Annotated in this window: 21 protein-coding genes and 2 pseudogenes; 22 read left to right on the plus strand and 1 reads right to left on the minus strand. The window is 42.4% G+C overall.

Annotation, left to right across the window (positions count from 1 at the left end; translation table 11 throughout):
* Positions 1 to 27 precede the first annotated feature (27 nt).
* From H7T97_RS01635 to dapA, 9 genes are all read left to right on the plus strand, one after another.
* Positions 28 to 1,764, plus strand: coding sequence for an ABC transporter ATP-binding protein (locus H7T97_RS01635; RefSeq protein ID WP_201089131.1), 1,737 nt, complete (start codon positions 28 to 30; stop codon positions 1,762 to 1,764).
* Positions 1,765 to 1,777: 13 nt separating this feature from the next.
* Positions 1,778 to 3,556: an ABC transporter ATP-binding protein gene (locus H7T97_RS01640; RefSeq protein WP_201089133.1), complete on the plus strand. Its 1,779-nt coding sequence runs from the start codon at positions 1,778 to 1,780 to the stop codon at positions 3,554 to 3,556.
* A gap of 189 nt (positions 3,557 to 3,745) precedes the next feature.
* A complete protein-coding gene (locus H7T97_RS01645) occupies positions 3,746 to 5,773 on the plus strand; it encodes a right-handed parallel beta-helix repeat-containing protein (RefSeq protein ID WP_201089135.1) in 2,028 nt (675 codons plus the stop codon).
* 115 nt (positions 5,774 to 5,888) lie between these two features.
* Positions 5,889 to 6,416 carry a GNAT family N-acetyltransferase gene (locus tag H7T97_RS01650; protein WP_201089137.1) on the plus strand — a complete coding sequence of 176 codons (528 nt, stop codon included), beginning with the start codon at positions 5,889 to 5,891 and terminating at the stop codon, positions 6,414 to 6,416.
* Positions 6,406 to 7,065, plus strand: a complete 660-nt coding sequence (locus tag H7T97_RS01655) for a DNA alkylation repair protein (RefSeq protein ID WP_049486161.1) — start codon at positions 6,406 to 6,408, stop codon at positions 7,063 to 7,065. Before H7T97_RS01650 ends, H7T97_RS01655 begins: the two co-directional genes overlap by 11 nt.
* A gap of 284 nt (positions 7,066 to 7,349) precedes the next feature.
* Positions 7,350 to 8,351, plus strand: a complete 1,002-nt coding sequence (locus tag H7T97_RS01660; protein ID WP_201089139.1) for a DUF3137 domain-containing protein — start codon at positions 7,350 to 7,352, stop codon at positions 8,349 to 8,351.
* Entirely contained in the window at positions 8,348 to 8,899 is a 552-nt protein-coding gene (locus H7T97_RS01665; protein WP_155167733.1) for a LemA family protein, read from the plus strand. Before H7T97_RS01660 ends, H7T97_RS01665 begins: the two co-directional genes overlap by 4 nt.
* 145 nt (positions 8,900 to 9,044) lie before the next feature.
* Positions 9,045 to 10,121: an aspartate-semialdehyde dehydrogenase gene (locus tag H7T97_RS01670; RefSeq protein WP_201089141.1), complete on the plus strand. Its 1,077-nt coding sequence runs from the start codon at positions 9,045 to 9,047 to the stop codon at positions 10,119 to 10,121.
* 252 nt (positions 10,122 to 10,373) lie between these two features.
* A complete protein-coding gene (dapA, locus tag H7T97_RS01675) occupies positions 10,374 to 11,309 on the plus strand; it encodes a 4-hydroxy-tetrahydrodipicolinate synthase (RefSeq protein WP_155199622.1) in 936 nt (311 codons plus the stop codon).
* A gap of 8 nt (positions 11,310 to 11,317) precedes the next feature.
* Here the strand turns inward: dapA and H7T97_RS10405 are convergent.
* Positions 11,318 to 11,365: pseudogene (locus tag H7T97_RS10405) on the minus strand (hypothetical protein); the annotation flags it as partial.
* Between H7T97_RS10405 and H7T97_RS10260 the strand changes: the two are divergent.
* The 13 genes and pseudogenes from H7T97_RS10260 to H7T97_RS01740 form a co-directional block, all read left to right on the plus strand.
* A pseudogene (locus H7T97_RS10260) lies at positions 11,346 to 11,960 on the plus strand (hypothetical protein); the annotation flags it as partial. The pseudogenes H7T97_RS10405 and H7T97_RS10260 overlap by 20 nt on opposite strands.
* 143 nt (positions 11,961 to 12,103) lie before the next feature.
* A complete protein-coding gene (locus tag H7T97_RS01685; protein WP_003001449.1) occupies positions 12,104 to 12,442 on the plus strand; it encodes an ATP cone domain-containing protein in 339 nt (112 codons plus the stop codon).
* Positions 12,443 to 12,557: 115 nt separating this feature from the next.
* The gene (gene ylqF, locus H7T97_RS01690) at positions 12,558 to 13,409 is read left to right on the plus strand and encodes a ribosome biogenesis GTPase YlqF (RefSeq protein WP_201089143.1); all 852 of its coding nucleotides are present in this window, start codon (positions 12,558 to 12,560) and stop codon (positions 13,407 to 13,409) included.
* Positions 13,396 to 14,163 carry a ribonuclease HII gene (locus tag H7T97_RS01695; RefSeq protein ID WP_201089145.1) on the plus strand — a complete coding sequence of 256 codons (768 nt, stop codon included), beginning with the start codon at positions 13,396 to 13,398 and terminating at the stop codon, positions 14,161 to 14,163. Before ylqF ends, H7T97_RS01695 begins: the two co-directional genes overlap by 14 nt.
* A gap of 3 nt (positions 14,164 to 14,166) precedes the next feature.
* On the plus strand, positions 14,167 to 15,096 hold the full coding sequence (locus H7T97_RS01700; RefSeq protein ID WP_201089147.1) for an ROK family protein: 930 nt from the start codon (positions 14,167 to 14,169) through the stop codon (positions 15,094 to 15,096).
* Positions 15,097 to 15,156: 60 nt separating this feature from the next.
* Positions 15,157 to 16,005 carry a DNA-processing protein DprA gene (dprA, locus tag H7T97_RS01705; protein ID WP_201089149.1) on the plus strand — a complete coding sequence of 283 codons (849 nt, stop codon included), beginning with the start codon at positions 15,157 to 15,159 and terminating at the stop codon, positions 16,003 to 16,005.
* Between the two features lie 86 nt (positions 16,006 to 16,091).
* Positions 16,092 to 18,173: a type I DNA topoisomerase gene (topA, locus tag H7T97_RS01710; RefSeq protein ID WP_201089151.1), complete on the plus strand. Its 2,082-nt coding sequence runs from the start codon at positions 16,092 to 16,094 to the stop codon at positions 18,171 to 18,173.
* Between the two features lie 202 nt (positions 18,174 to 18,375).
* Positions 18,376 to 19,710, plus strand: a complete 1,335-nt coding sequence (trmFO, locus tag H7T97_RS01715; RefSeq protein WP_201089153.1) for a methylenetetrahydrofolate--tRNA-(uracil(54)-C(5))-methyltransferase (FADH(2)-oxidizing) TrmFO — start codon at positions 18,376 to 18,378, stop codon at positions 19,708 to 19,710.
* 93 nt (positions 19,711 to 19,803) lie between these two features.
* Positions 19,804 to 20,631, plus strand: coding sequence for an alpha/beta hydrolase (locus tag H7T97_RS01720; RefSeq protein WP_201089155.1), 828 nt, complete (start codon positions 19,804 to 19,806; stop codon positions 20,629 to 20,631).
* Positions 20,632 to 20,670: 39 nt separating this feature from the next.
* Positions 20,671 to 21,411, plus strand: coding sequence for an esterase family protein (locus tag H7T97_RS01725; RefSeq protein WP_003001389.1), 741 nt, complete (start codon positions 20,671 to 20,673; stop codon positions 21,409 to 21,411).
* Between the two features lie 21 nt (positions 21,412 to 21,432).
* The gene (locus H7T97_RS01730) at positions 21,433 to 22,599 is read left to right on the plus strand and encodes an ATP-grasp domain-containing protein (protein WP_201089157.1); all 1,167 of its coding nucleotides are present in this window, start codon (positions 21,433 to 21,435) and stop codon (positions 22,597 to 22,599) included.
* A gap of 220 nt (positions 22,600 to 22,819) precedes the next feature.
* Entirely contained in the window at positions 22,820 to 23,788 is a 969-nt protein-coding gene (locus H7T97_RS01735) for a thiamine pyrophosphate-dependent dehydrogenase E1 component subunit alpha (RefSeq protein WP_201089199.1), read from the plus strand.
* A 16-nt stretch (positions 23,789 to 23,804) separates the two neighbouring features.
* Positions 23,805 to 24,797: an alpha-ketoacid dehydrogenase subunit beta gene (locus tag H7T97_RS01740; RefSeq protein WP_003011072.1), complete on the plus strand. Its 993-nt coding sequence runs from the start codon at positions 23,805 to 23,807 to the stop codon at positions 24,795 to 24,797.
* Positions 24,798 to 24,922 lie beyond the last annotated feature (125 nt).

Raw genomic sequence — 24,922 nt, forward strand, 5'->3', positions numbered from 1 at the left:
ATTATTTATGGAAAAGGAGAATCATCTATGCTTTATATTTGGTCTTACTTGAAAAAGTATCCCAAGTGGCTAGCTCTGAATCTATTTTCAGCAGTCCTGTTTGTTATTGTCAATTTGGGCTTGCCAACGATTCTAGCTCGCATGATTGATGAGGGGATTAACCCGCGTGATGTGGATCGGCTGTATTTCTGGGGCTGGGTCATGTTTGCGATCATTTTGCTTGGGATTGTGGGTCGGATTATCTTGTCTTACGCGGTTGGCCAGCTAACGACCACCATGGTTCGAGATATGCGCAATGACCTCTATGCTAAGTTACAGGAGTACTCGCATCACGAGTATGAGCAAATCGGGGTATCGTCATTGGTCACTCGCTTGACTTCGGATGCCTTTGTTTTGATGCAGTTTGCGGATTCTATGTTGAAGATGGGGGTCATTACACCCTTGATGATGGTTTCCAGTGTTCTCTTGATTCTCACGACCAGTCCTTCTTTAGCGTGGATTGTAGCGGTTTCTGTACCATTTCTTGCTGTCGTCGTCTGGTATGTAGCAGTTAAGACACGTCCACTTTCCGAGAAGCAACAAAAGACCCTGGACCATCTTAACCAGTTTGCGCGTGAAAATTTGACAGGACTTCGTGTAATTCGTGCCTTTGCCCGTGAAGAATTCCAGGAAGAGAAATTTGCGGCTGAAAATGAAGTCTACGCAGAAAACTCGAATAAATTGTTCAAATTAACTGGTTTGACAGAACCCCTGTTTGTGCAGATCATCATTGCTATGATTGTGGCGATTGTCTGGTTTGCTTTGGATCCTCTTCATGACGGTAGTTTGAAAATTGGGGATCTGGTTGCCTTTATTGAGTATAGCTTCCACGCGCTCTTATCTTTCCTCTTTTTAGCCAATCTCTTTACCATGTATCCTCGGACTGCGGTTTCTAGCCGGCGTCTCAAGGAAATCATGGACATGCCCATTTCGATCGATCCAAATGAGAATGGTGTAACAGAAACAGCATCTCGTGGCTATTTGGAATTTGACAATGTCACCTTTGCTTATCCAGGTGAGACGGAGAGTCCAGTTCTCCATAATATTTCCTTTCAAGCCAAACCTGGCGAAACCATTGCCTTTATCGGTTCGACCGGTTCTGGGAAATCTTCACTTGTGCAGTTGATTCCTCGATTCTATGATGTAACGCTTGGGAAAATTTTGGTAGATGGTGTAGATGTCCGTGACTACAATCTGAAAGCCCTTCGCCAAAAGATTGGTTTTATTCCGCAAAAGGCCTTGCTCTTTACTGGAACCATTGCTGAGAACCTTCGTTATGGGAAAGAAGATGCCTCTGTACAAGAGCTAGAACAAGCGGCTGAAATTTCTCAAGCCAAGGAATTTATCGACAGCCGTGAGGAACGCTTTGATACGCATTTGGCAGAAGGTGGTAGCAACCTTTCAGGTGGTCAAAAACAACGCTTATCCATAGCTCGTGCCGTTGTCAAAGATCCAGATGTCTTTATTTTTGATGATTCCTTCTCTGCCCTAGACTACAAGACGGATGCCACTTTGCGCAAGCGTCTCAAAGAAGTTACAGGAGATGCGACTGTCTTGATCGTAGCGCAACGTGTGGGAACCATTATGGATGCGGATCAAATTATTGTCTTGGACCAAGGGGAAATCGTCGGTCGAGGAACCCACGATGAATTGATGGAAAGCAATGAGATCTATCGTGAAATTGCCAATTCGCAGCTCGATAGTCCATCATTAACAGAGGAATAGAAAGGAGAAGCAGATGAAACAAGAACAAAATAGTTTTAGTAGACTATGGACTTACTTGAGAGCCTATCGCTTAGAAGTTTGCTTGTCCATTTTCTTAAAAATCTTGAGTGTCGTCATGAGTGTTGTCGAACCCTTTGTTTTGGGGCTTGCCATTACTGAGTTGACAAAAAATCTCATGGATATGGCAAAAGGCCTTCCAGGGGCTGGTCTTAACACCTCCTATATCGCGATCATTATGACGCTCTATCTATTCCGTGGGGTCCTCTATGAGTTGGGATCTTATTATTCCAACTATTTTATGACCAATGCTGTTCAAAAGACCGTTCAGGACATGCGAAATGATTTGTCTCATAAAATCAACCACATTCCGGTTTCCTATTTTGACCGGCATCAGTTCGGAGATTTGCTAGGACGTTTTACTAGCGATGTCGAAACTGTCTCGAATGCCTTGCAACAGTCCTTCTTACAAATCGTTAATGCTATCTTTACCTTGCTCTTTGTCATCAGCATGGTCTTGTACTTAAACATCCAGCTGGGGCTAGTGGTCATTTTGTCCATTCCGATCACTTATTTCAGTGCTCGATTTATCATGAAAAAATCTCAACCTTACTTTAAAGAGCAGGCCGATGTTTTGGGAGCAATGAACGGCTTTGTGCAAGAAAATTTAACAGGATTTAATGTCCTTAAGCTCTACGTTCGGGAAAAATCTTCTCAGGAAGAGTTTCATGATATTACCCATCACCTTCAAAAAGTAGGATTCAAGGCTAATTTCATTTCTGGCTTAATGATGCCGATTTTAAATGGGATTTCAGATTTGACTTATCTCATTATCGCTTTGTTTGGTGGCTTGCAAGTGATAGCAGGACGTTTGACTGTCGGGAATATGCAGGCCTTCGTTCAATATGTTTGGCAGATCAACCAACCGATTCAAAACTTGACCCAATTGGCAGGACAGCTACAAAGTGCTAAGTCGTCTCTAGATCGGATTTTCCAAGTCATGGATGAACCAGATGAAGTAGCAGATGTGACAGAAACCCTCTCTGGAGATTTGACAGGGCAAGTCAGCTTTAAAAACGTTGATTTCCAATATGTAGCGGACAAACCCTTGATTCGTGATTTCAACCTAGAAGTCAAACCAGGTGAAATGGTGGCCATTGTTGGACCAACCGGAGCGGGGAAAACAACCCTGATTAATTTGCTCATGCGCTTTTACGATGTGACTGCAGGATCGATTACGGTGGATGGTCATGATATTCGTCATCTATCTCGCCAAGATTACCGCAAACAATTCGGAATGGTGCTTCAGGATGCTTGGTTATATGAAGGAACCATTAAAGAAAACCTTCGCTTTGGTAATCTCGAGGCAACGGATGAAGAAATTGTGGAAGCTGCAAAGGCAGCCAATGTCGATCACTTTATCCGGACACTCCCTGGTGGTTACAATATGGAAATGAACCAGGAGTCTAGCAATATTTCTCTAGGGCAAAAGCAACTCCTAACCATTGCGCGTGCGCTCCTAGCGGATCCTAAAATCTTGATTTTGGATGAAGCGACGTCTTCTGTCGATACGCGTTTAGAACTCTTGATTCAAAAAGCCATGAAGAATTTGATGAAAGGGCGGACTAGCTTTGTCATTGCTCACCGCCTGTCTACCATTCAAGAAGCAGATAAAATCCTTGTTCTCAAAGATGGCCAAATCATCGAGCAAGGAAATCACCAATCCTTGTTAGCAGATAAAGGATTCTACTATGAGCTCTACAATAGCCAATTTTCAAATAAAAAAGCCGAATAAGCTTGTGTCATCGAAAGAGGTTTGAGAAAGCATTCTCAGCCTCTTTTTCTTACTCACTTTTATTACTACATAAAAAGGTTAACATATCTGCAACAAATTGATACAGAATATTCACACAATTCACCTTGTTTGTCATGATAATTTTTATTAGGATAGAATTGTTGTAAAAAATAAAAGGAGAAATGTGTGATGAATCATTTAAACAAAGATATCGTTTTTGGTATTCGCAAGTCTAAGCTTGGAGTCTTTTCTGTCGTGATTGCGATCATGGGGGCTTGTTTTTTGACTGGACAATCTGTGGCAGCTGATCAAGCTGGAGAGCAGGCACAAGTCCAAACACAAGGGCAAGAAGCGACAACCTCTGATCCCGCAAGTTCTCAAGTAGATACCAGCCAATATGGAGCATCTATGCCTTACACCCGTTATGAGGCTGACAAAGGAGATCTCCTTGGAAATGCAGAGGTGGAGCAGTCTCAAGACAGTCACTCAACAGCTATTGAAGCTTCTGATCAGACTTATGTCGCTTTAAAAGAAAAGGGAGATGGTGTTTCCTTTAAGGTCAATGAACCAGCCAATGCTTTAACCGTACGCTACACGGTACCAGATGGCGCAAGTGGACAACTCGATGTACAGGTGAATGGTCACAGTGTTCAACAATTGGATCTTTCATCTACGTCTAACTGGCAGTACTTGAATGACAAAGGTGTACACGATAGTTCCCAGGCGGATACACTCGCTCGGTTCCAATTTGATGAAGTACACAGCCTACTTCCAGGAGTTCAGCTTCAAAAAGGAGATGTGGTTTCACTGGTGAAAAACAAGTCAGACGACGTCCATTATGGCCTTGACTTTGTGGAATTCGAGCAAGCTCCAGACCCGATTGCTCAAGGGGACAATGCTATCAATATTGTTTCTAAAGGAGCTACGCCAAACGACGATACTGATGACAGCAAGGCCCTCTATGATGCGATTTATGAAGCTAAACAAACCGGAAAGAATGTCTATATCCCAGCTGGGCGATTTAATCTCAATCGAAAAGTCGGTATCGATGCTTCTGATATGAAGATTTCAGGGGCCGGTATCTGGCATACCCAACTGCATTTCACTAGCGACCAAGCTGGTGGCGGTGGTTTTGACTTCCTTCACCAAGACAACCATGTTGAATTTAGCGATGTCTATCTATCCTCTAACCTCCGTTCACGCTATGGTGAAAATGCTCAATACAAGGCCATTTCTGGAACGCCAGGGAAGAATTCTCATATTCACGATATTTGGGCCGAACATTTTGAAGTCGGCATGTGGATTGGTGATTATGCTGGAAAAAATGATATGAAGTACACAGATGGTCTAGTAGTAGAAAATGTCCGTTTGCGCAATAACCTGGCTGACGGAGTCAACTTTGCCCAAGGGACTAAGAATTCGATTGTCCGCAATTCTAGTATTCGTGGGAATGGAGATGACGGACTTGCCAGCTGGTCAAGTATTGCGGATGGAACAGAATCGGCAGTAGCAGAAAATAATAAATTCTTGCACAATACGATTGAACTCGGTTGGCGCGCTGGGGGTATTGGAATCTTTGGTGGGAAAGGCCATGAGATCGCCTACAATCGGATTAAAGACAATATCGGTGATGCCGGAATTCGCTTGACGACTGTCTTTAAAGGCCATAACTTTGATCTGAATGAAGAAGGAATTCGGGTTCACCACAATCTTTTGGAGCGTACAGGAACGAAGAGCGATATCTACAACAAGCATCGTGGATCGATTGATGTTGAAACGCGCTATGGAGATATTAAAAATGTCACCATTGAGGACAATGTATTTGTAGCGCCATTTGATACAGGTGTGACCGATCACCTCAATCCAAATGGAGGTATCCTAAATCATGTCGAAGTCAGAAACAATCAAACCATGAGTCAACTCTCTCATCCAGCTCAAGCAGGACTATCTGCTCCTGCTTCAAAACCAATTGGACAAGCCTTGAAAGTCAAAGAAAAACCACTTCAAGCAAGCGCAGTGAAAGTTCCCCTTCAACCATCGAAAGTTCAACCGTCTAAAAAACAAACCGGTCTGAATCTTAAACAAGCAAAGACAGTCACTAAAACAGTCAAACCTAACTATGTCTTAAAAGCAACAAATTCCAAGCAAAAGAGCTTTTTGAAAGCTCCGAGTGCTTTATTCCTTTACCGGATGATGGGGTTACGTCAAACGGTTTAAGAAGGATGGAAATCCTGGATACAATTCCAGGATTTTTTGCTTGCTGCTAGTCCTTCATTGACAGTGAGAAGGCATATCGGTATACTAGGTATAATCTAATGAGGAGGCCACCATAATGATTCGACCCGTTCAGCTCAGCGATGCAGCAGCTATCCGAGCGATTTACCAACCTTATGTGACAGAGACAGCCATTACCTTTGAGGTTGATGTACCGACTGTCCAGGAGTTTGAAAGCCGCATCACAAAAACGCTGACCCAATTTCCTTATTTGGTTGCAGAAGTGGATGGGAAAGTTGTGGGGTATGCCTATGCCTCGACCTATTATGCACGCGCTGCCTATGATTGGACCACTGAATTGTCTATTTATGTAGCCAAAGAGGCGCGTGGACAAGGGATTGGATCGGCCCTTTATACGGCCTTAGAAGAGGAGTTGCAAGCACGAGGCTACTTACGCTTTCTGGCTTGTATCGCAGTTCCGAACGAAGCGAGCATTTCCATGCATGAAAAGCGGGGCTATGTCCAAGTGGCTCATTTCCCAAAGATTGGCTATAAGTTTAACAAATGGCATGATATCGTCTGGATGCAAAAGACGATCGATGGGCCGGTAACACTCTTGAAATGTGAGGAAGAGGATGAAGATTGAAGACTTGATTCCCATTTTAGAAGCAGCAACAGTTCCTGAAAAGATCCCTGATATGGAAGCTTATATGAAAAATAAATTCAGCTTTCTTGGCGTTCAAAAACCAATTCTCAAAAAGATTGAAAGAGAGTTTTTTAAACCTTTCATAAAGAATCCAATTGATTGGGCTTTTGTGGAAGAGTGTTGGCAGCAACCTTACCGTGAGTTCCAATATATTGCTATGGATTATCTGGATAAAAAGAAGAAGGAGCTTAGACCTGAAGATTTTCCAAAGCTGAAACAGTTAGCTCAAACCAAGTCCTGGTGGGATAGTATTGATCAGTTGGACCTCATCATCGGAGAGATTACTTTCACCTATCCAGAAACCAAGCAGGTTATGCTGGAGTGGAGTAAGGATCAGGACTTTTGGTTGAGGCGGATTGCCATTGATCACCAGCTTATGAGGAAAGAAAAAACAGATACGGATTTGTTAGAAAAAGTGATCCTCAATAATCTAGGTCAAAGCGAGTTCTTTATAAATAAGGCAATTGGCTGGAGCTTACGCAACTATTCCAAGGTCAATCCGGATTGGGTAGGGGCCTTTATCGACCGCTATCGAGAGCAGTTATCTCCTTTGAGTATTCGAGAAGGAAGCAAGTACCTACCTTCTTGACAGTTTGTGGATGTTCATGGTAAACTAGATTTATGCGATGAGTCGATTGGCTCTTAGGAGCCTTTTGCGCTGAGGAGGTCTACATTCAATTGTAACGCAGGAGCGGACCTTGAACAGTTGTGTGAACCGGCGGTTCTCACCGAAAGGTGCCTCAAATCCTGGTCTTCGGATCAGGATTTTTTTGTACCTTCAAAGGACCGAAACTATTATAATACAGTTGCTACAAAGTTATGTTGGTGTTATAATATAGTAAAGTGCCTCGTGTCAGAAAGGAGTGGAGTTGATTGGGAGATTTCTATCATTCTAATGATTCAGCATCTACAGACTATTCGCAGAAAATTGAGGATCTTGAAAACTCCAAACAATTTCAGGATGCAATCGGATTGATCCGAGAACAGATGAAGAACAATCTTCAATGGAATGTTTTGCGATCTTTTGGTATTATTTGTGCCATACTGTCTCTCATTTTATTGCGTTTTGCAGCTATTCCTTTGATCCTTTTAGTGGTTGGTTTGTATTATTGGCCACAATATAAAAAAAGAAAAGCCTTGTTTGGGGATCGAATTCGTTCGAACGATGAAATCTATCTTGATGATATCTTGTCGCCTGTATTAAAGGAAGTTTTTCCTAAGGCTTCGATCAAAGAGGACGGTTCCATCCCTTCTGAAGCTCTCTCGCATTTATGTCCTCGGTCGACTGATTTTCTGTGTTTCAAAGAGCTATCATTTCATGATGACAAAGAGCTGACGGTGTCAAATCTCTATGCCCATCATACAGAGACTCGTTATCGGACATCTAATGGACATACGAGGACGGAACATGTGGAAGTTACAGATTTCCTTGGACAAGTGTTCTCTTTATGTCTACCGATCAATTTCTCCGGTCATCTTCGGGTTGTGCCAACCAAGAAATCCTTTCTTTTTAAGAGGGAGGTGAATGGGGTTTATCCTGGAGCCAGAGGAGATGAAGTTCAGATTGAAACAGAGGATATTCGCAATAACGAGAATTACAATATTTACTGCACGGATGAACTGTCTGCCCGAAAATTTCTCACCCCTAAGATGTTAGAATGGTTTGATCGACAAATTTCTCAAAATGCCATGTGTGTATTTTTGAAAGAAAAGAAACTCTATATTTCTTTGTATACCGATCGCTATATCTTTCCGACTCCCCAAAAACCGGAAGATATTGATCAACTATCTTTGGTGTCTGAATATCATAAATTATGCAAAGAACTGGATTTAATTAAAGAAATAACAGCAATTTTTGAAGGAGAAACATCATGAATCTCATTATCGGTTTAATCATATTTGTTGGCCTATTGGCTATTTGGTTTATTAGTGTAGGAAATCGCCTCAATCGTTATCTTGTGACCATTGAGGAATCAAAGAGAACGGTCGATATCGTCCTCGTAAAACGCTATGATACCATTTCGGAAATGCTAAAAGTAGCGAAAGCTTATGCAAAACATGAACAAGACCTTTTTACCGATTTAGTTGCTTTACGCCAAGGAGCGAGCATTCAAGAATCCAACCAAGTCATAACCAATCAAAACGATGTCTTGGCACAAATTCGTGCAGTTGGTGAAAATTATCCAGAGCTCTTGTCTTCTAACCAATTCTTGGCCTTGCAAAAGGAAATTGCTGATGAAAATGAAGATCTTGCTGCAGCGAAGCGAATTGTCAACAGTAATATTAGCCACATCAATCAAGAAATTGTTTCATTTCCGGCGTCTATCGTAGCAGGTGTAAAGGGGATCCATCAAGTTCCATTTCTTGCTGAAGAAACACAAGGTAAGAAAGATTTAAGTGATTTGAACTATGACCTTAACTAAAAAGCTATTTATTATTAATAACCATCAAAAATCCTGGTCTTGTTATCAGGATTTTTTCCTACTGTTGGTACTTTTCATTTATGCCAAAAAATTGTATAATAGTACAAATACTCAATTTTTAGAAAATTTTGAAAGAGGATTTACTATGGGATACACAGTTGCTGTTGTCGGTGCTACAGGTGCCGTTGGTGCTCAAATGATCAAAATGTTGGAAGAATCAACTCTTCCAATCGATAAAATTCGCTACCTTGCGTCAGCACGTTCTGCAGGAAAAGTCTTGCAATTTAAAGGGCAAGACGTGACCATCGAAGAAACGACTGAAGATGCTTTTGAAGGCGTTGATATTGCTCTTTTCTCAGCTGGTGGTTCAACATCTGCCAAATATGCACCTTATGCGGTAAAAGCAGGTGCAGTAGTGGTTGATAACACTTCTTATTTCCGTCAAAATCCGGATGTCCCATTGGTTGTTCCTGAAGTGAATGCACATGCGCTTGATGCTCATAACGGAATCATCTCTTGTCCAAACTGTTCGACCATTCAAATGATGGTAGCGCTTGAACCCGTTCGTCAAAAATGGGGCTTGGACCGTATCATCGTGTCTACTTACCAAGCTGTATCAGGTGCTGGTATGGGAGCTATTCTTGAAACCCAACGTGAGTTGAAGGAAGTCTTGAATGATGGGGTCAACCCACGCGATGTCAAAGCAGAAATCTTGCCATGTGGTGGTGATAAAAAACATTACCCAATTGCTTTCAACGCTCTTCCACAAATTGATGTCTTCACAGATAATGACTACACATACGAAGAAATGAAGATGACAAACGAGACTAAGAAAATTATGGAAGACGATAGCATTGCTGTTTCAGCAACTTGTGTGCGGATTCCAGTCTTGTCAGCTCACTCAGAGTCAGTCTACATTGAAACAAAAGAAGTGGCACCAATTGACGAAGTGAAAGCTGCTATTGCAGAATTTCCAGGTGCAGTCCTTGAAGATGATGTTGCTCACCAAATCTATCCTCAAGCAGTCAATGCTGTAGGTTCACGTGATACCTTCGTTGGACGGATTCGTAGAGACTTGGATGCTGAAAAAGGAATCCACATGTGGGTTGTTTCAGATAACCTCCTTAAAGGAGCTGCTTGGAACTCAGTCCAAATCGCAGAAACCCTTCACGAACGTGGACTCGTACGTCCAACAGCTGAATTGAAGTTTGAATTGAAATAGGGAGAAAAACAGAAATCAGTAACTCGAAGAGTTTGATTTCGTAGTTTTTCCCCCGCACAGTTGATTAGGAAGTACGAATGTTGCAAACATGAGTAGTTCCAATCAACCACTGCGTCACGATTCAGAAATCTGCAACTCGAAGAGTTTGATTTCTTCCTCAGCTTTCTAACGAATCAACTTGTTTTATGAACAGATCATGAGGCAAAGGCAAGCAAGCCCCAGCCTCTTTCTTATATAGAGAAAGGTTTTTCTATGTCTTATAATGATTTAAAAGATTGTAAAATCATCACTGCATTTATCACCCCCTTCCATGAAGATGGAACCATTAATTTTGACGCTCTTCCTGACTTGATCGAGCACCTCTTGGCTCATCATACAGACGGGATTCTCTTAGCTGGAACGACTGCGGAAAGTCCAACTCTGACCCACGATGAGGAATTGCAACTCTTTGCGGCTGTTCAAAAGATTGTCAATGGTCGAGTTCCTTTGATCGCTGGTGTCGGAACCAATGAAACCCGCGACTCGATTGAGTTCGTTAAAGAAGTGGATGCTTTTGGTGGCTTTGCAGCAGGATTGGCTATCGTCCCTTACTACAACAAACCATCCCAAGAAGGAATGTATCAACACTTTAAAGCGATTGCGGATGCATCTAATCTTCCGATTATTATCTACAATATTCCAGGGCGAGTGGTTGTCGAAATGACACCAGAAACCATGCTTCGTTTGGCAGAACACCCAAATATCATTGGGGTAAAAGAGTGTACAACCCTGGCTAATATGGCCTACTTGATTGAACACAAGCCAGAAGAATTTCTCGTCTATACAGGGGAAGATGGAGATGCTTTCCATGCGATGAACCTTGGGGCTGATGGAGTGATCTCAGTGGCTTCTCATACAAATGGAGATGAAATGCATGAGATGTTCCAAGCCATTGAACACAACGATATTAAAAAGGCTGCGGCTATCCAACGTCAATTTATCCCTAAAGTCAATGCTCTCTTCTCATATCCGAGTCCAGCTCCTGTCAAAGCTGTCTTAAACTATATGGGCTTTGAAGCAGGGCCAACTCGTTTGCCATTGGTGCCAGCACCGGCAGAAGAAGCGAAACGTATCATCAAGGTTGTAGTAGATGGGGATTACCATGCTACCAAAGAGATCATTACGGGAGTTCTTCGTCCGGATTATTAATAAAATTGTCATGAGGAATGTATGTCAGAGTTAGAGAAAACAGAGTTAGAAAAAAAGGATTCAGAAAAATCAGAACTAGAAAAATTTAAAGAACGTCATAGCCTTGAAAAATTAGATGGTGTGAAGATCTATGATAAACCGACCATTAAAACAGGCGAAAAAGCTGGATGCATCGGCGCTCTCTTGCTTTTAATTGGATTTGGAACAGGGATTATTTTGTTGCTAGTTCATTTCATATTTGACTTCGATTCCAAGCTCCTCAACCTTCTTTGGGAATCAATAGCAGCTTTAGGATTTATTTTTAGTTTAGCAGGAGCTTTTCAAATTGGTCCCCTTACGATTCACCGCTACTCAAGAGAAGCCGACAAGGATAAACATTTTGAAATCGATAGGGCCTACAATCTCTACAATGTTCTCTATAAACCGACTAAAACAGTCCTTCTCCAATATGATAGTGACGAAGATCAGCTGATTGCTGTCAATGCTGGTGGTGAACTATTAGTGGAACTCCTTAGAAAAGTAGAGATGGAGAAGTTACCTCTGAAGAAGATTTTGAAGACCTTCCGTTTGGATCATGTCTCTGACCATCTTTGGAGATTGACCTACAGCTATAAAAAAGAAGATGTGGTCATGGAAAAAAGTGATCGTTAGATTTTTTCATCCAATCAAGCACAGTAAGTCCTGAAAAGAGCTTTGATTCTTGGCAAAAAAATTATATAATAAAGTAGTAGGTCTTCATTTCTTTCTAAGGGAAATGAAGTATTCATGAAAATTTAAACAAAAAGGAGACTCCGATGGAAGTCATTAAACGTAGTGGAGAAGTGGTTGAATTCAACCCAGATAAAATTTACCAAGCTATTTTGAAAGCTGCGCAAGTTGTCTATGTTTTGACAGATGATTTGCGACAAAACCTAGCTCAAGTGACCAAGAAAGTTGCTATGGATTTGGATGAAGCCCAAGTAGAACGCGCAACCATCAGTATGATCCAATCATTAGTGGAACAACGCTTGTTGGGAGCAGGTTATATTACCATTGCAGAACACTACATTTCTTATCGCTTGCAACGTGATTTGGAACGGAGCGGCTATGGTGATCACATCGCCGTGCATTTGCATTTTGAGCAAATTCGCTAGAATATGAAATAGAAGTTACTTCGGTAGCTTCATTTTTTTGTATTCTCGTTTAAGGCTGAGAATTCAAGAAAACATGGTATAATAGAAGAGATTGAACTGGAAAGGAATGGAGAACATGGCAACTATACAATGGTTTCCTGGACACATGTCCAAAGCTAGAAGACAAGTACAAGAAAATTTAAAATTTGTGGATTTTGTGACGGTTCTGGTAGATGCTCGTTTACCCCTATCAAGCCAAAATCCTATGTTAACGAAAATTGTTGGTGATAAGCCTAAATTAATGATTTTGAACAAGGTAGACTTGGCAGATCCTGTGGCAACAAAAGAATGGCAGGACTATTTTGAGTCTCAAGGCATTAAAACCTTGGCTATCAACTCCAAAGAGCAATCTACGGTTAAGAAGGTCACAGATGCTGCTAAGTCTTTGATGGCCGATAAAATTGCTCGTCAGAAGGAACGAGGGATTCAGATTGAAACCCTTCGGACCATGATTATCGGGATTCCTAATGCCGGGAAATCAACTCTGATGAACCGCTTAGCGGGGAAAAAGATTGCTGTTGTTGGAAATAAACCAGGGGTGACCAAGGGGCAACAATGGTTGAAAACCAATAAAGACCTTGAAATCTTGGATACTCCAGGGATTCTCTGGCCCAAGTTTGAAGATGAAGAAGTGGCCTTAAAGCTTGCTTTAACAGGCGCCATCAAGGACCAGTTGCTTCCAATGGATGAAGTGACCATTTTTGGCCTTAACTATTTTAAAGAGCACTACCCAACTGTTTTGCAGGAACGTTTTAAACAAATGGATCTGGAACAAGAAGCTCCTGAAATCATTATGGAAATGACCCAAAAATTAGGATTTCGCGAGGATTATGACCGCTTTTACCAACTCTTTGTCAAAGATGTTCGCGATGGAAAATTGGGACGGTATACGCTAGATCGCGTAGGGGAATTTGATGGCAACCATTAAGAAAATTAAAGAACAATTAGCAAACATCCAGCGGTTAGACGATCCTTTATTGGCTGAATTGGAACAGGATAGCCGATCTGGTGTGATCCAAGCGATAGCCAAAAGAAAAAGAGAAATCCAAAAACGGATAGATGAAGATGAGCGCTTGGAAGGAATGCTGGCCTATGAAAAAGAATGCTATGCGCGTGGGATGGAACTCATTGCAGGAGTGGATGAAGTGGGACGTGGCCCATTAGCGGGTCCAGTTGTTGCTGCTGCCGTGATCTTGCCGAAAGCTTGTAAGATTCCAGGACTCAACGATAGTAAAAAGATTCCAAAATACAAACACAAGGAAATCTACGAGGCTGTGCTCCAAAACGCCATTGCGATCGGAATCGGCATCAAGGACAATCACGTGATTGACCAGGTTAATATCTATGAAGCTACGAAGCTAGCCATGATGGAGGCCATTGGTCGGTTAGATCCTCAACCCCAGCATCTTTTGATTGATGCTATGAAGTTAGATCTTCCTATTTCCCAAACTAGTATCATCAAAGGGGATGCTAACTCCTTATCCATTGCTGCAGCATCCATCGTAGCCAAGGTGACTCGGGATCAGATGATGGAAGAGTTTGATCGAAAATATCCGGGTTATGATTTTGCACAGAACGCTGGCTATGGGACAGCTAAGCATCTGGCTGGCCTCGACCAGCTGGGAGTGACCCCTATCCATCGGCGTTCGTTTGAACCCGTCAAATCAATGTGTGAGGATTAGGTTATGCTATTCACTATCGACATCGGTGGTACCTTTATAAAGTACGGTCTGATGGACGCAGACTATCAATTGGTTCATACAGACAAGATCCCAACACCACCTACGATTGAGGAGTTTTGGCAAGGATTAGAAGAAATCGTTACACCCGTAAGGGAAGAAATCGAGGGAATCGCCATTTCATGCCCCGGTGAGATCCAAAAGAGCCTTGGCTTTGTCTTGCGAGGTGGTCTCATTCCATATTTGCGCAGCATTCCTCTAGCAAGTAAACTCGAACAAACATTTCAAGTACCCGTCACTGTTCTCAATGATGGAGAAGCCGCTGGTCTAGCGGAAGCAAGGCTTGGTAATCTAAAAGATTGTCCATGTGGTGCGACCTTGGTCTTGGGGACAGGAGTAGGTCTCGCTCTTCTTTCGAATGGTGACCTATTGAGAGGATGGCAACTGACAGAATACATTCGGTCTATTGATAAGGCAGAAAGAACACCAGAAAATCGCCGCTTTCATCGTGAACTCTTTTTGCAAGGCATTTCCAATCTTTTGGAAAACACCGGTTCAGCTGTTCAATTTGTTGAGAAGGCTAGTCATATTTTAAACCTAGAAAAGGCAGATGGTATAGCTGTTTTCAAAGCTCTTGATCTAGGGGGCCATGAGGAGCTGATATCCTTGTTTCAAGAATATTGTCATGATATTGCAATTTTGATTTTTAATCTTCAATCATTGCTCCTGATTGAAAAAGTGACGATTGGCGGGGGCATTAGTAGTCAACCACTATTGATCGATGAGATCAGTCGACAATACCATGAGCTACTCTCTCAAAAAGGGCATAAACAATTTGAGGCCTTGCCCATCCAAGCTGCTCGCTTCCACAATGAAAGCAACTTGATTGGTGCCGCATCTTACTTTTATTCTTCGACATATCAAAAAAAGTTCTAGAAATAGAGCTTTTTTCTTTTCTTTTTCGAATAAATAAGTGAGAGGAAGTAGAAGGTGACTATGGAGAAATTTGAAATCTTTAAATTAAAAGAAGCCGGTTTATCAAATGAGCAAGTCTTGAGAGTCTTGGACTACTGTAGGAAAGACCAAGTCTTACCAAGATTAGAAGAGATAGCAAGGATCGCTCGCTGTCGCAGTATTATTCATTTTGTAGACAAATACCGGCAACTGGATGAAGAGCATTTACACAAGGAGTTTGAACGGTTCCCATCTCTATCCATTTTTGATCCTGAATACCCTGAGGAATTGCTACAGATCTACAACCCTCCTGTACTCCTTTTTTACCAGGGAGATTTGGAATTGTTAACCAGACCGAAGATTGCAGTTGTTGGAGCTCGAGAAACGACGCGAGAAGGGGTTCGTTCTGTAGAGAAGATTATCAAGGAACTTGGAAATGAATTGGTCATTGTTAGTGGGCTTGCTAAGGGAATTGATGCGACAGCTCATTATGCTAGTATCCGAAATGGTGGCAAGACCATCGGAGTGATTGGAACGGGACTGGATGTCTTTTATCCTAAAAGCAATCAAAGACTGCAGGCCCATATGGGGGAACAACATCTGATCTTGAGCGAGTATGGTCCAGGGCAGACCCCTCTTAAGTTCCATTTTCCTGAGAGAAATCGCATCATTGCAGGCCTCTGTCAGGCTGTAATTGTGGCAGAAGCTCGACTCCGTTCAGGTAGTTTGATTACTTGTGAGCGTGCCATGGAAGAAGGCCGAGACGTTTTTGCTATTCCAGGAAATATTTTAGATGGAAAATCTGCAGGCTGCCATCATCTGATTCAAGAAGGTGCAAAGCTTGTCACATCAGGCCAGGACATTCTTGATGAATTGAAATACGAATTGTGATTTTCCTATAGGAGAAGTTCCTAGTTGACATCTTTCTTAAAATGTATTAAACTCAATGAGATTTATACAATACAGAGGGATAAAACGTGGTAACAAAAAAGAAAAGCAGTACAACCAAGAAAAATTTGGTGATTGTGGAGTCTCCTGCTAAGGCCAAAACAATCGAGAAATACCTTGGTCGTAACTACAAAGTCATGGCCAGTGTTGGCCATATTCGGGACCTGAAAAAATCAACCATGTCGATTGACTTCGACAATAACTATGAACCGGAGTATATCAATATTCGCGGAAAAGGTCCCTTGATCAATGATTTGAAAAAAGAAGCTAAAAAAGCCAAACAAGTCTTTCTCGCAAGTGACCCGGACCGAGAAGGAGAAGCTATTTCTTGGCATTTAGCGCATATTTTGAACTTGGATGCTAAGGAAAAAAACCGTGTGGTCTTTAACGAAATCACCAAGGATGCAGTCAAAAATGCCTTTAAAGAACCGCGCCAAATCGATATGGACTTGGTCGATGCCCAACAAGCACGTCGTGTCTTGGACCGGATTGTAGGGTATTCCATTTCGCCTATTCTTTGGAAAAAGGTTAAAAAAGGACTTTCTGCAGGGCGCGTGCAATCAGTTGCCCTCAAATTAATCATTGATCGTGAAAGTGAAATTAATGAATTCAAGCCCGAAGAATACTGGACCATTGATGGCGTCTTTAAAAAAGGGACCAAGCAATTCCAAGCCAGCTTCTATGGGATTGATGGCAAGAAGATGAAGCTCAACACCAATGAAGAGGTGAAAGCTGTTCTTGAACGCTTAGATGGCAAAGATTTTACCGTTGAAAAGGTGGAAAAGAAAGAACGACGTCGGAATGCGCCACTTCCATACACTACCTCTTCCATGCAGATGGATGCTGCCAATAAGATCAACTTCCGTACACGTAAGACCATGATGGTCGCCCAGCAATTGTATGAAGGAATCAATATTGGCTCTGGTGTTCAAGGTTTGATTACCTATATGCGTACCGATTCCACACGGATCAGTCCAGTTGCGCAAAATGAGGCAGCTAACTTTATCGTGGATCGCTTTGGTGAGAAGTATTCCAAGCATGGAAGCCGCGTGAAGAATGCTTCTGGTGCCCAAGATGCCCACGAAGCGATTCGTCCATCCAGCGTCTTCAATACACCTGAGAGCATTGCTAAATACTTGGACAAAGATCAATTAAAACTCTACACATTGATTTGGAACCGCTTTGTAGCTAGTCAAATGACAGCAGCTGTCTTTGATACCATGAATGTCCGTTTAGGTCAAAATGGGGTTCAGTATACGGCAAATGGGAGCCAGGTGAAGTTTGATGGTTATTTGGCTATTTATAACGACTCAGATAAGAACAAGATGTTGCCGGATATGGTAGAAGGCGATAGCGTTAAGCAAGTCAATAGCAAGCCTGAGCAACACTTTACCCAACCACCTGCTCGATATTCTGAAGCAACTTTGATTAAGACCTTGGAAGAAAATGGGGTTGGTCGTCCTTCAACCTATGCACCGACGATTGAGACCATTCAAAAACGTTATTATGTGAAGCTGGTAGCCAAACGCTTTGAACCAACAGAATTAGGGGAGATCGTCAATAAACTGATCGTTGAATTCTTCCCAGATATTGTCAACGTGACCTTCACAGCGGAGATGGAAGGGAAACTCGATGATGTCGAACTTGGAAAGGAAGAGTGGCAAAAAGTCATCGATGCTTTCTACAAACCATTTTCTAAAGAGGTCGCAAAGGCTGAAGAAGAGATGGAAAAAATCCAAATTAAAGACGAACCAGCTGGTTTTGATTGTGAAGTTTGTGGAAGCCCGATGGTGATTAAATTAGGACGTTTTGGAAAGTTCTATGCTTGTAGCAATTTCCCAGATTGTCGTCATACCCAGGCCATTGTCAAAGAAATCGGCGTGGAATGTCCTGACTGTCATCAGGGACAAATCATCGAGCGTAAAACCAAGCGCAACCGTATCTTCTATGGATGCAATCGCTATCCAGAGTGTGAATTTACCTCTTGGGATAAGCCGATCGGTCGAGATTGTCCAAAATGTGGCCACTACTTAGTTGAGAAAAAAGTTCGTGGTGGCGGCAAACAGGTCGTATGTAGCAATGGCGACTACGAAGAAGAAAAAGTGAAATAAGCTTTTAAACGATTCAATGTCTATTATAACGGCAATTTTTATAAATGTCTGTTATAATAGACATTCGTTAGACAGGAAGGAAAAGCCTCCCTGTCTTTTTAATTGGCTTTTTGGTATAATGGACCAAGTAGAAAATTAGAAAGATTTGTGGGTGTCTAACAGTCCAGTGGGGTGTTTTGATACCCAAAGAGGTATTAGTGTCATGTCTCAATCTTATATCAATGTGATCGGTGCGGGCCTTGCTGGCTCGGAAGCGGCTTACCAGATTGCCCAACAGGGTATTCAGGTCAAGCTCTATGAAATGCGTGGGGTCAAATCCACTCCGCAACACAAAACAGACAACTTTGCTGAGTTAGTGTGTTCCAACTCTCTTCGTGGGGATTCTCTCACCAATGCTGTCGGGCTCCTCAAAGAAGAAATGCGCCGTCTGGGTTCTGTCATCCTTGAAGCAGCGGAAGCGACTCGTGTACCAGCCGGTGGAGCACTTGCTGTGGACCGAGAAGGTTTTGCTAGCCGGGTGACGGAGAAGGTGTCCAAACACCCGCTCATCGAAGTCATTCGTGATGAAATTACGGAATTGCCGACAGATGCCATCACAGTGGTCGCAACGGGGCCTCTCACCAGTGATGCCTTGGCAGAAAAGATCCATGCCCTTAATGGTGGCGATGGTTTCTATTTCTATGATGCAGCAGCTCCAATCATCGATGTCAATACTGTCGATATGAACAAGGTCTATCTCAAGTCACGCTATGACAAGGGAGAAGCGGCGTATCTCAACTGCCCCATGACCAAACAAAAGTTTATGGATTTTCACGAGGCATTGGTCAATGCAGAAGAAGCACCGCTCAACTCTTTTGAAAAAGAAAAGTATTTCGAAGGTTGTATGCCAATTGAAGTCATGGCCAAGCGAGGCATCAAAACCATGCTCTATGGCCCTATGAAACCAGTTGGGCTCGAGTATCCAGATGATTACAAAGGGCCACGTGATGGGGAGTTTAAGACCCCTTATGCGGTAGTCCAATTGCGCCAAGACAATGCGGCTGCTAGCCTTTACAATATCGTTGGCTTCCAAACTCACCTTAAATGGGGCGAGCAAAAACGGGTCTTCCAAATGATTCCAGGTTTGGAAAACGCGGAATTTGTAAGATATGGTGTCATGCACCGCAATTCCTACATGGATTCTCCAAATCTGCTTGAACAAACCTACCGTTCGAAGAAACAAGCTAATCTCTTCTTTGCAGGTCAAATGACAGGTGTAGAAGGCTATGTTGAGTCAGCTGCCTCAGGTTTGGTAGCTGGAATCAATGCAGCTCGCCTTTTCAAAGGAGAAGAAGCAGCCATTTTCCCTGAAACGACAGCTATCGGAAGTTTGGCTCACTATATCACCCATGCCGATAGCAAACATTTCCAACCCATGAATGTCAACTTCGGGATTATCAAGGAGCTAGAAGGACCACGCATTCGGGATAAAAAGGAACGGTATGAGAAAATTGCCGAACGTTCTTTACAAGATTTGGCTCAGTTTATGGAAAAATAACCCAATAAAGGAAAAAGTTTGGAGAAAATCCAGACTTTTTCTTCTAAAAATGGTATAATGAATAAAATTTAGAATATAGAGAGTTTTCTGACAATGAACAAATCCTATTTTTATTTAGATATGAAGACACACGAGTTGAAAGTGCCTTATACCGGAAAACTCCGTCGTGTGCGAGTCTTATTACCTAAGAATTATGAAACGGATACAGATAGACGTTACCCTGTGGTTTATTTCCACGATGGGCAAAATGTCTTGTATAGCAAGGAAGCTTATGCGGGTCATTCCTGGAAAGTCATTCCAGCCATTAAGCGGAATCCCGATATTAGTCGCATGATTGTCGTTGCGATCGATAATGATGGTTTCCAACGCATGAATGAATACTCTGCCTGGAAGTACAAGGAATCTAATATTCCTGGCATGCAATTTGGTGGCAAGGGGGTTGAGTACGGTGAATTTGTCATGGAAGTGGTGAAACCTTTCATTGATCAGGAATACCGGACTCTTGCTGATCGAGAACATACGGCCATGATTGGATCTTCCTTGGGTGGAAATATTACCCAATTCTTGGGCTTAGAGTACCAAGATCAAATCGGTTGTTTAGGGGTCTTTTCATCCGCTAACTGGCTGCACCAAGATGCCTTCAATCATTATATCGAACGCAAAAAATTATATTCAGACCAACGGATCTACATCTATGTAGGGACTGAAGAGGCGGATGATACGGATAAAACCCTAATGGCAGGAAACATCAAGCAAGCCTATATTGATTCATCCCTTCGCTATTATCACGACGTCATTCAACAAGGGGTGGCTTTGGAAAATATTGCCATTCGGATTCAATCTGGGGCTATTCACCACGAAGAAGCTTGGGCTGAACATTTACCAGAATGCCTTCGTTTTTTGGCAGAAAATTGGGATTAATGGACTCAGAACAAATCAATAGAGAGAAAGAGGAAACTTATGAATATTGAACATTTAAGCCACTGGAGTGGCCAACTCAACCGTGAAATGTATCTGAACCGCTATGGACATGCTGGTATTCCTGTTGTGGTCTTCGCTTCATCAGGTGGAAGCCATAACGAGTACTATGACTTTGGTATGATTGATGCTTGTGCTCAGTTTATCGAAGAAGGACGGGTTCAATTCTTCACCCTTTCGAGTGTTGATAGTGAAAGCTGGCTTTGTGATTGGAAAAATCCTCATGATCGAGCAGAGATGCACCGTGCTTACGAGCGCTATGTGATTGAAGAAGCTATTCCTTTCATCAAGCACAAAACAGGCTGGTTTGATCCGATGATGACAACTGGTTGCTCAATGGGAGCCTACCACGCGCTTAATTTCTTCTTGCAACATCCAGATGTCTTTAACAAAGTGATTGCCTTGAGTGGAGTCTATGACGCTCGTTTCTTTGTTGGTGATTTTGGTGGAGATGAAGCCATTTACCAAAATTCTCCATCTGATTATATCTGGAACCAAAATGATGGCTGGTTTATCGATCGTTACCGTCAGGCTGAAATTGTTGTTTGTACTGGTTTAGGGGCTTGGGAACAAGACGGGCTTCCATCTTTCTACAAACTGAAAGAAGCCTTTGATCACAAAAATATTCCTGCATGGTTCGCTGAATGGGGACATGATGTAGCCCACGATTGGGAATGGTGGCGCAAACAAATGCCTTATTTCCTAGGCCAAATGTATCTATAAGTAAAAAGGGAGGAGTCCTCAATGAATTATATCGTTATTTCACCATATTACCCACAAAACTTCCAACAATTTACCATCGAACTAGCTAATAAAGGGATCACTGTTTTGGGAATTGGTCAAGAGCCATATGAACAGTTAGATGAGCCTTTGCGCAACAGCTTAACAGAATATTTCCGTGTTGAAAATTTGGAAAATCTGGACGAAGTGAAGCGTGCGGTAGCCTTTCTCTTTTATAAACATGGCCCAATCGATCGCATTGAGTCTCATAATGAGTACTGGTTGGAATTGGATGCGGCGCTTCGGGAGCAATTCAATGTCTTCGGGGCTAAGCCAAAAGATCTGAAGAAAACCAAGTTCAAATCAGAAATGAAGAAACTCTTCAAGAAGGCTGGAGTCCCAGTCGTACCTGGTGCAGTAGTTAAAACAGAAAAAGACATTGATAAGGCTGTGAAGAAGATTGGGTTGCCATTGATTGCTAAGCCTGACAATGGGGTAGGAGCAGCAGCAACCTTCAAGATCGAAACGCCAGAAGATGTGGACCATTTCAAGACTGAGTGGGATGGCCATACAGAGTACTTCTTTGAGAAATTTGTCACTTCTAGCGAGATTTGTACCTTTGATGGTCTGGTCGATCGCGATGGCAACATTGTCTTTTCAACGACTTTTGACTATGCTTATACGCCACTCGATTTGATGCTCTACAAGATGGACAACTCTTATTATGTCCTTAAAGAGATGGATCCAAAATTGCGTCAATACGGGGAAGCCATTGTCAAGGCCTTTGGCATGAAGGAACGTTTCTTCCACATTGAGTTCTTCCGCGATGGGGATGACTATATTGCGATCGAGTACAATAATCGCCCTGCAGGTGGCTTTACCATCGATGTCTACAACTACGCTCACTCGATTGATTTGTACCGTGGCTATGCTGCCATCGTAGCTGGAGAACCTTTCCCAGCTTCTGAGTTTGAGCCCCTTTATTGCTTGGCAACTTCTCGTCGTGCCAATGCAGCCTATGTCCTTTCAGAGGATGAAGTTTTGGCTAAATACCATGATCAATTCCGTGTCAAGAAAGACATGCCAGCGGCCTTTGCGGAACTTCAGGGAGATTACCTCTATATGCTTACAACACCTAGTCGTGAAGTAATGGAACAAATGATTCATGACTTTGGTCAACGCCAATCATAAGATAACGACCGGTAGGATAGGATCCTATCGGTTTTTTTATATTTTAATGTAATCTCATGAAAGAAAAGTTTGTGAAATAATTTATTTGAAGTTAAAAATGCTTAAAAAAACTCCGTCCAAGGTATATAGTTTGTGAAATCATTTGAGCATTATTTTTGACAGTGCTTTCATTTTTGGCTAGAATGAAAGAGAATGAATAAATGCTAAGAAAGGCGAAATGATGGCAACATTAGATAAAAGTCTCTTATTGGAAATGTTCCGTAAAATGGAAGAAATACGTCGCATGGACTTAAAAATTGCACAGTTAGTAAAAAAAGGGAAAGTGCCAGGAATGACGCACTTTTCTGTTGGGGAAGAAGCAGCAAACGTTGGAGCTATGTTGGCTTTAAACGACGATGATTTGCTGACATCTAACCACCGTGGACACGGACAAGCCATTGCTAAAGGAATCGATTTGAATGGCATGATGGCCGAAATCCTTGGTAAGTATACCGGTACTTGTAAGGGGAAGGGTGGATCAATGCACATCGCCGACCTGGATGCAGGTAACCTTGGTGCCAACGGGATCGTTGGTGGTGGTATGGGAATTGCAGTAGGTGCTGCCCTTACTCAACAAATGAAAAAGACTGGTAAGATTGTCGTCTGCTTCTTTGGCGATGGTGCAACCAATGAAGGTGTCTTCCACGAAGCGGTGAATATGGCTTCTATTTGGAATCTTCCAGTAATTTTCTACTGTATCAATAACGGTTATGGAATCTCTGCTGACATCAAGAAAATGACCAATATCCAGCATATCCACGAACGTAGTGCTGCTTACGGCATTCCTGGAATGTTTATTCCTGATGGAAATAACGTTATCGATGTCTATGAAGGATTCCAAAAAGCTGTTGAACACGTCCGCTCTGGTAAAGGACCTGTCTTGATTGAAAGTGTCACCTATCGTTGGCTTGGTCACTCTTCATCTGACCCTGGTAAATACCGGACTCGTGAAGAAGTAGAAGAGTGGAAGAAGAAAGATCCAATCGAAAACCTTCGCAAGTATCTCCTTGAAAATGAGATTGCGAGCGCAGAAGAATTGGATCAGATCCAAGAAGAAGTAAAAGAAGCAGTGGATGCTTCAGTGAAATTTGCGGAAGAAAGCCCATTCCCTCCACTTGAATCAGCTTTCGAAGATATTTACGCAGACTAAGGGGGAGTAGAGAATTATGGAAACTAAATTAATGTCTTTCCGCGATACCATTATCCTTGCTATGTCTGAGGAAATGCGTCGCGACGAAAATGTATTGTTGATGGGGGAAGATGTCGGAGTTTTCGGTGGAGACTTCGGAACTTCAGTAGGAATGCTTGAGGAATTCGGTCCAGAACGTGTCCGTGACTGTCCGATTTCTGAGGCTGCGATTTCAGGTGCAGCAGCAGGTGCAGCCATGACCGGACTTCGCCCAATCGTTGATATGACCTTCATGGATTTCTCAGTAATTGCCATGGATGCTATTGTCAACCAAGCTGCTAAAACTCGCTACATGTTTGGTGGTAAAGGTCAAGTGCCGATGACCATTCGCTGTGCTGCTGGTAACGGAGTTGGTTCTGCAGCCCAACACTCCCAATCTTTGGAATCTTGGTTTACTCATATTCCTGGTTTGAAAGTTGTTGCTCCTGGTACGCCAGCGGATATGAAAGGACTGCTCAAGTCATCTATCCGTGATAACAACCCCGTTATTATTCTTGAGTACAAATCAGAATTCAACCAAAAAGGGGAAGTGCCAGTTGATCCAGACTACACGATTCCACTTGGTGTCGGAGAAATCAAACGTGAAGGAACTGACGTCACTGTCGTAACCTACGGGAAAATGCTTCGTCGCGTTATGCAAGCTGCTGAAGAATTGGCAGAAGAAGGCATCTCAGTTGAAGTAGTAGACCCACGGACCTTGGTTCCTCTTGATAAAGAAATCATCATTAACTCTGTCAAGAAGACAGGAAAAGTAGTCCTTGTCAATGATGCCCATAAAACAAGTGGCTATATCGGTGAAATTTCAGCTATCATTTCTGAATCAGAAGCATTTGATTACTTGGATGCACCAATCCGCCGTTGTGCGGGGGAAGATGTGCCAATGCCTTACGCACAAAACCTTGAAAATGCAATGATTCCAACGGTTGAAAGCATCAAAGATGCTATTCGTAAAACATATAACAAAGAATAATACATAACATAAATTATGTAACAACCAATGAATTAGACGAGGAAACTTTGTATCTTTTTAGGTACAAAGTTCTCTGCGTCCTTGATATCTTAAAAATGAACTCGGGCTAAAGTCTGTGTGAAAAA

The organism is Streptococcus parasanguinis, assembly GCF_016648925.1.
GTDB lineage: Bacteria > Bacillota > Bacilli > Lactobacillales > Streptococcaceae > Streptococcus.

What these genes read in the sequence shown, in the direction of transcription:
- H7T97_RS01635 (WP_201089131.1), top strand. Translation starts at nt 28, where the DNA reads ATGCTTTATATTTGGTCTTACTTGAAAAAGTATCCCAAGTGGCTAGCT.
- H7T97_RS01640 (WP_201089133.1), top strand. Translation starts at nt 1,778, where the DNA reads ATGAAACAAGAACAAAATAGTTTTAGTAGACTATGGACTTACTTGAGA.
- H7T97_RS01645 (WP_201089135.1), top strand. Translation starts at nt 3,746, where the DNA reads ATGAATCATTTAAACAAAGATATCGTTTTTGGTATTCGCAAGTCTAAG.
- H7T97_RS01650 (WP_201089137.1), top strand. Translation starts at nt 5,889, where the DNA reads ATGATTCGACCCGTTCAGCTCAGCGATGCAGCAGCTATCCGAGCGATT.
- H7T97_RS01655 (WP_049486161.1), top strand. Translation starts at nt 6,406, where the DNA reads ATGAAGATTGAAGACTTGATTCCCATTTTAGAAGCAGCAACAGTTCCT.
- H7T97_RS01665 (WP_155167733.1), top strand. Translation starts at nt 8,348, where the DNA reads ATGAATCTCATTATCGGTTTAATCATATTTGTTGGCCTATTGGCTATT.
- H7T97_RS01670 (WP_201089141.1), top strand. Translation starts at nt 9,045, where the DNA reads ATGGGATACACAGTTGCTGTTGTCGGTGCTACAGGTGCCGTTGGTGCT.
- dapA (WP_155199622.1), top strand. Translation starts at nt 10,374, where the DNA reads ATGTCTTATAATGATTTAAAAGATTGTAAAATCATCACTGCATTTATC.
- H7T97_RS01685 (WP_003001449.1), top strand. Translation starts at nt 12,104, where the DNA reads ATGGAAGTCATTAAACGTAGTGGAGAAGTGGTTGAATTCAACCCAGAT.
- ylqF (WP_201089143.1), top strand. Translation starts at nt 12,558, where the DNA reads ATGGCAACTATACAATGGTTTCCTGGACACATGTCCAAAGCTAGAAGA.
- H7T97_RS01695 (WP_201089145.1), top strand. Translation starts at nt 13,396, where the DNA reads ATGGCAACCATTAAGAAAATTAAAGAACAATTAGCAAACATCCAGCGG.
- H7T97_RS01700 (WP_201089147.1), top strand. Translation starts at nt 14,167, where the DNA reads ATGCTATTCACTATCGACATCGGTGGTACCTTTATAAAGTACGGTCTG.
- dprA (WP_201089149.1), top strand. Translation starts at nt 15,157, where the DNA reads ATGGAGAAATTTGAAATCTTTAAATTAAAAGAAGCCGGTTTATCAAAT.
- trmFO (WP_201089153.1), top strand. Translation starts at nt 18,376, where the DNA reads ATGTCTCAATCTTATATCAATGTGATCGGTGCGGGCCTTGCTGGCTCG.
- H7T97_RS01720 (WP_201089155.1), top strand. Translation starts at nt 19,804, where the DNA reads ATGAACAAATCCTATTTTTATTTAGATATGAAGACACACGAGTTGAAA.
- H7T97_RS01725 (WP_003001389.1), top strand. Translation starts at nt 20,671, where the DNA reads ATGAATATTGAACATTTAAGCCACTGGAGTGGCCAACTCAACCGTGAA.
- H7T97_RS01730 (WP_201089157.1), top strand. Translation starts at nt 21,433, where the DNA reads ATGAATTATATCGTTATTTCACCATATTACCCACAAAACTTCCAACAA.
- H7T97_RS01735 (WP_201089199.1), top strand. Translation starts at nt 22,820, where the DNA reads ATGGCAACATTAGATAAAAGTCTCTTATTGGAAATGTTCCGTAAAATG.
- H7T97_RS01740 (WP_003011072.1), top strand. Translation starts at nt 23,805, where the DNA reads ATGGAAACTAAATTAATGTCTTTCCGCGATACCATTATCCTTGCTATG.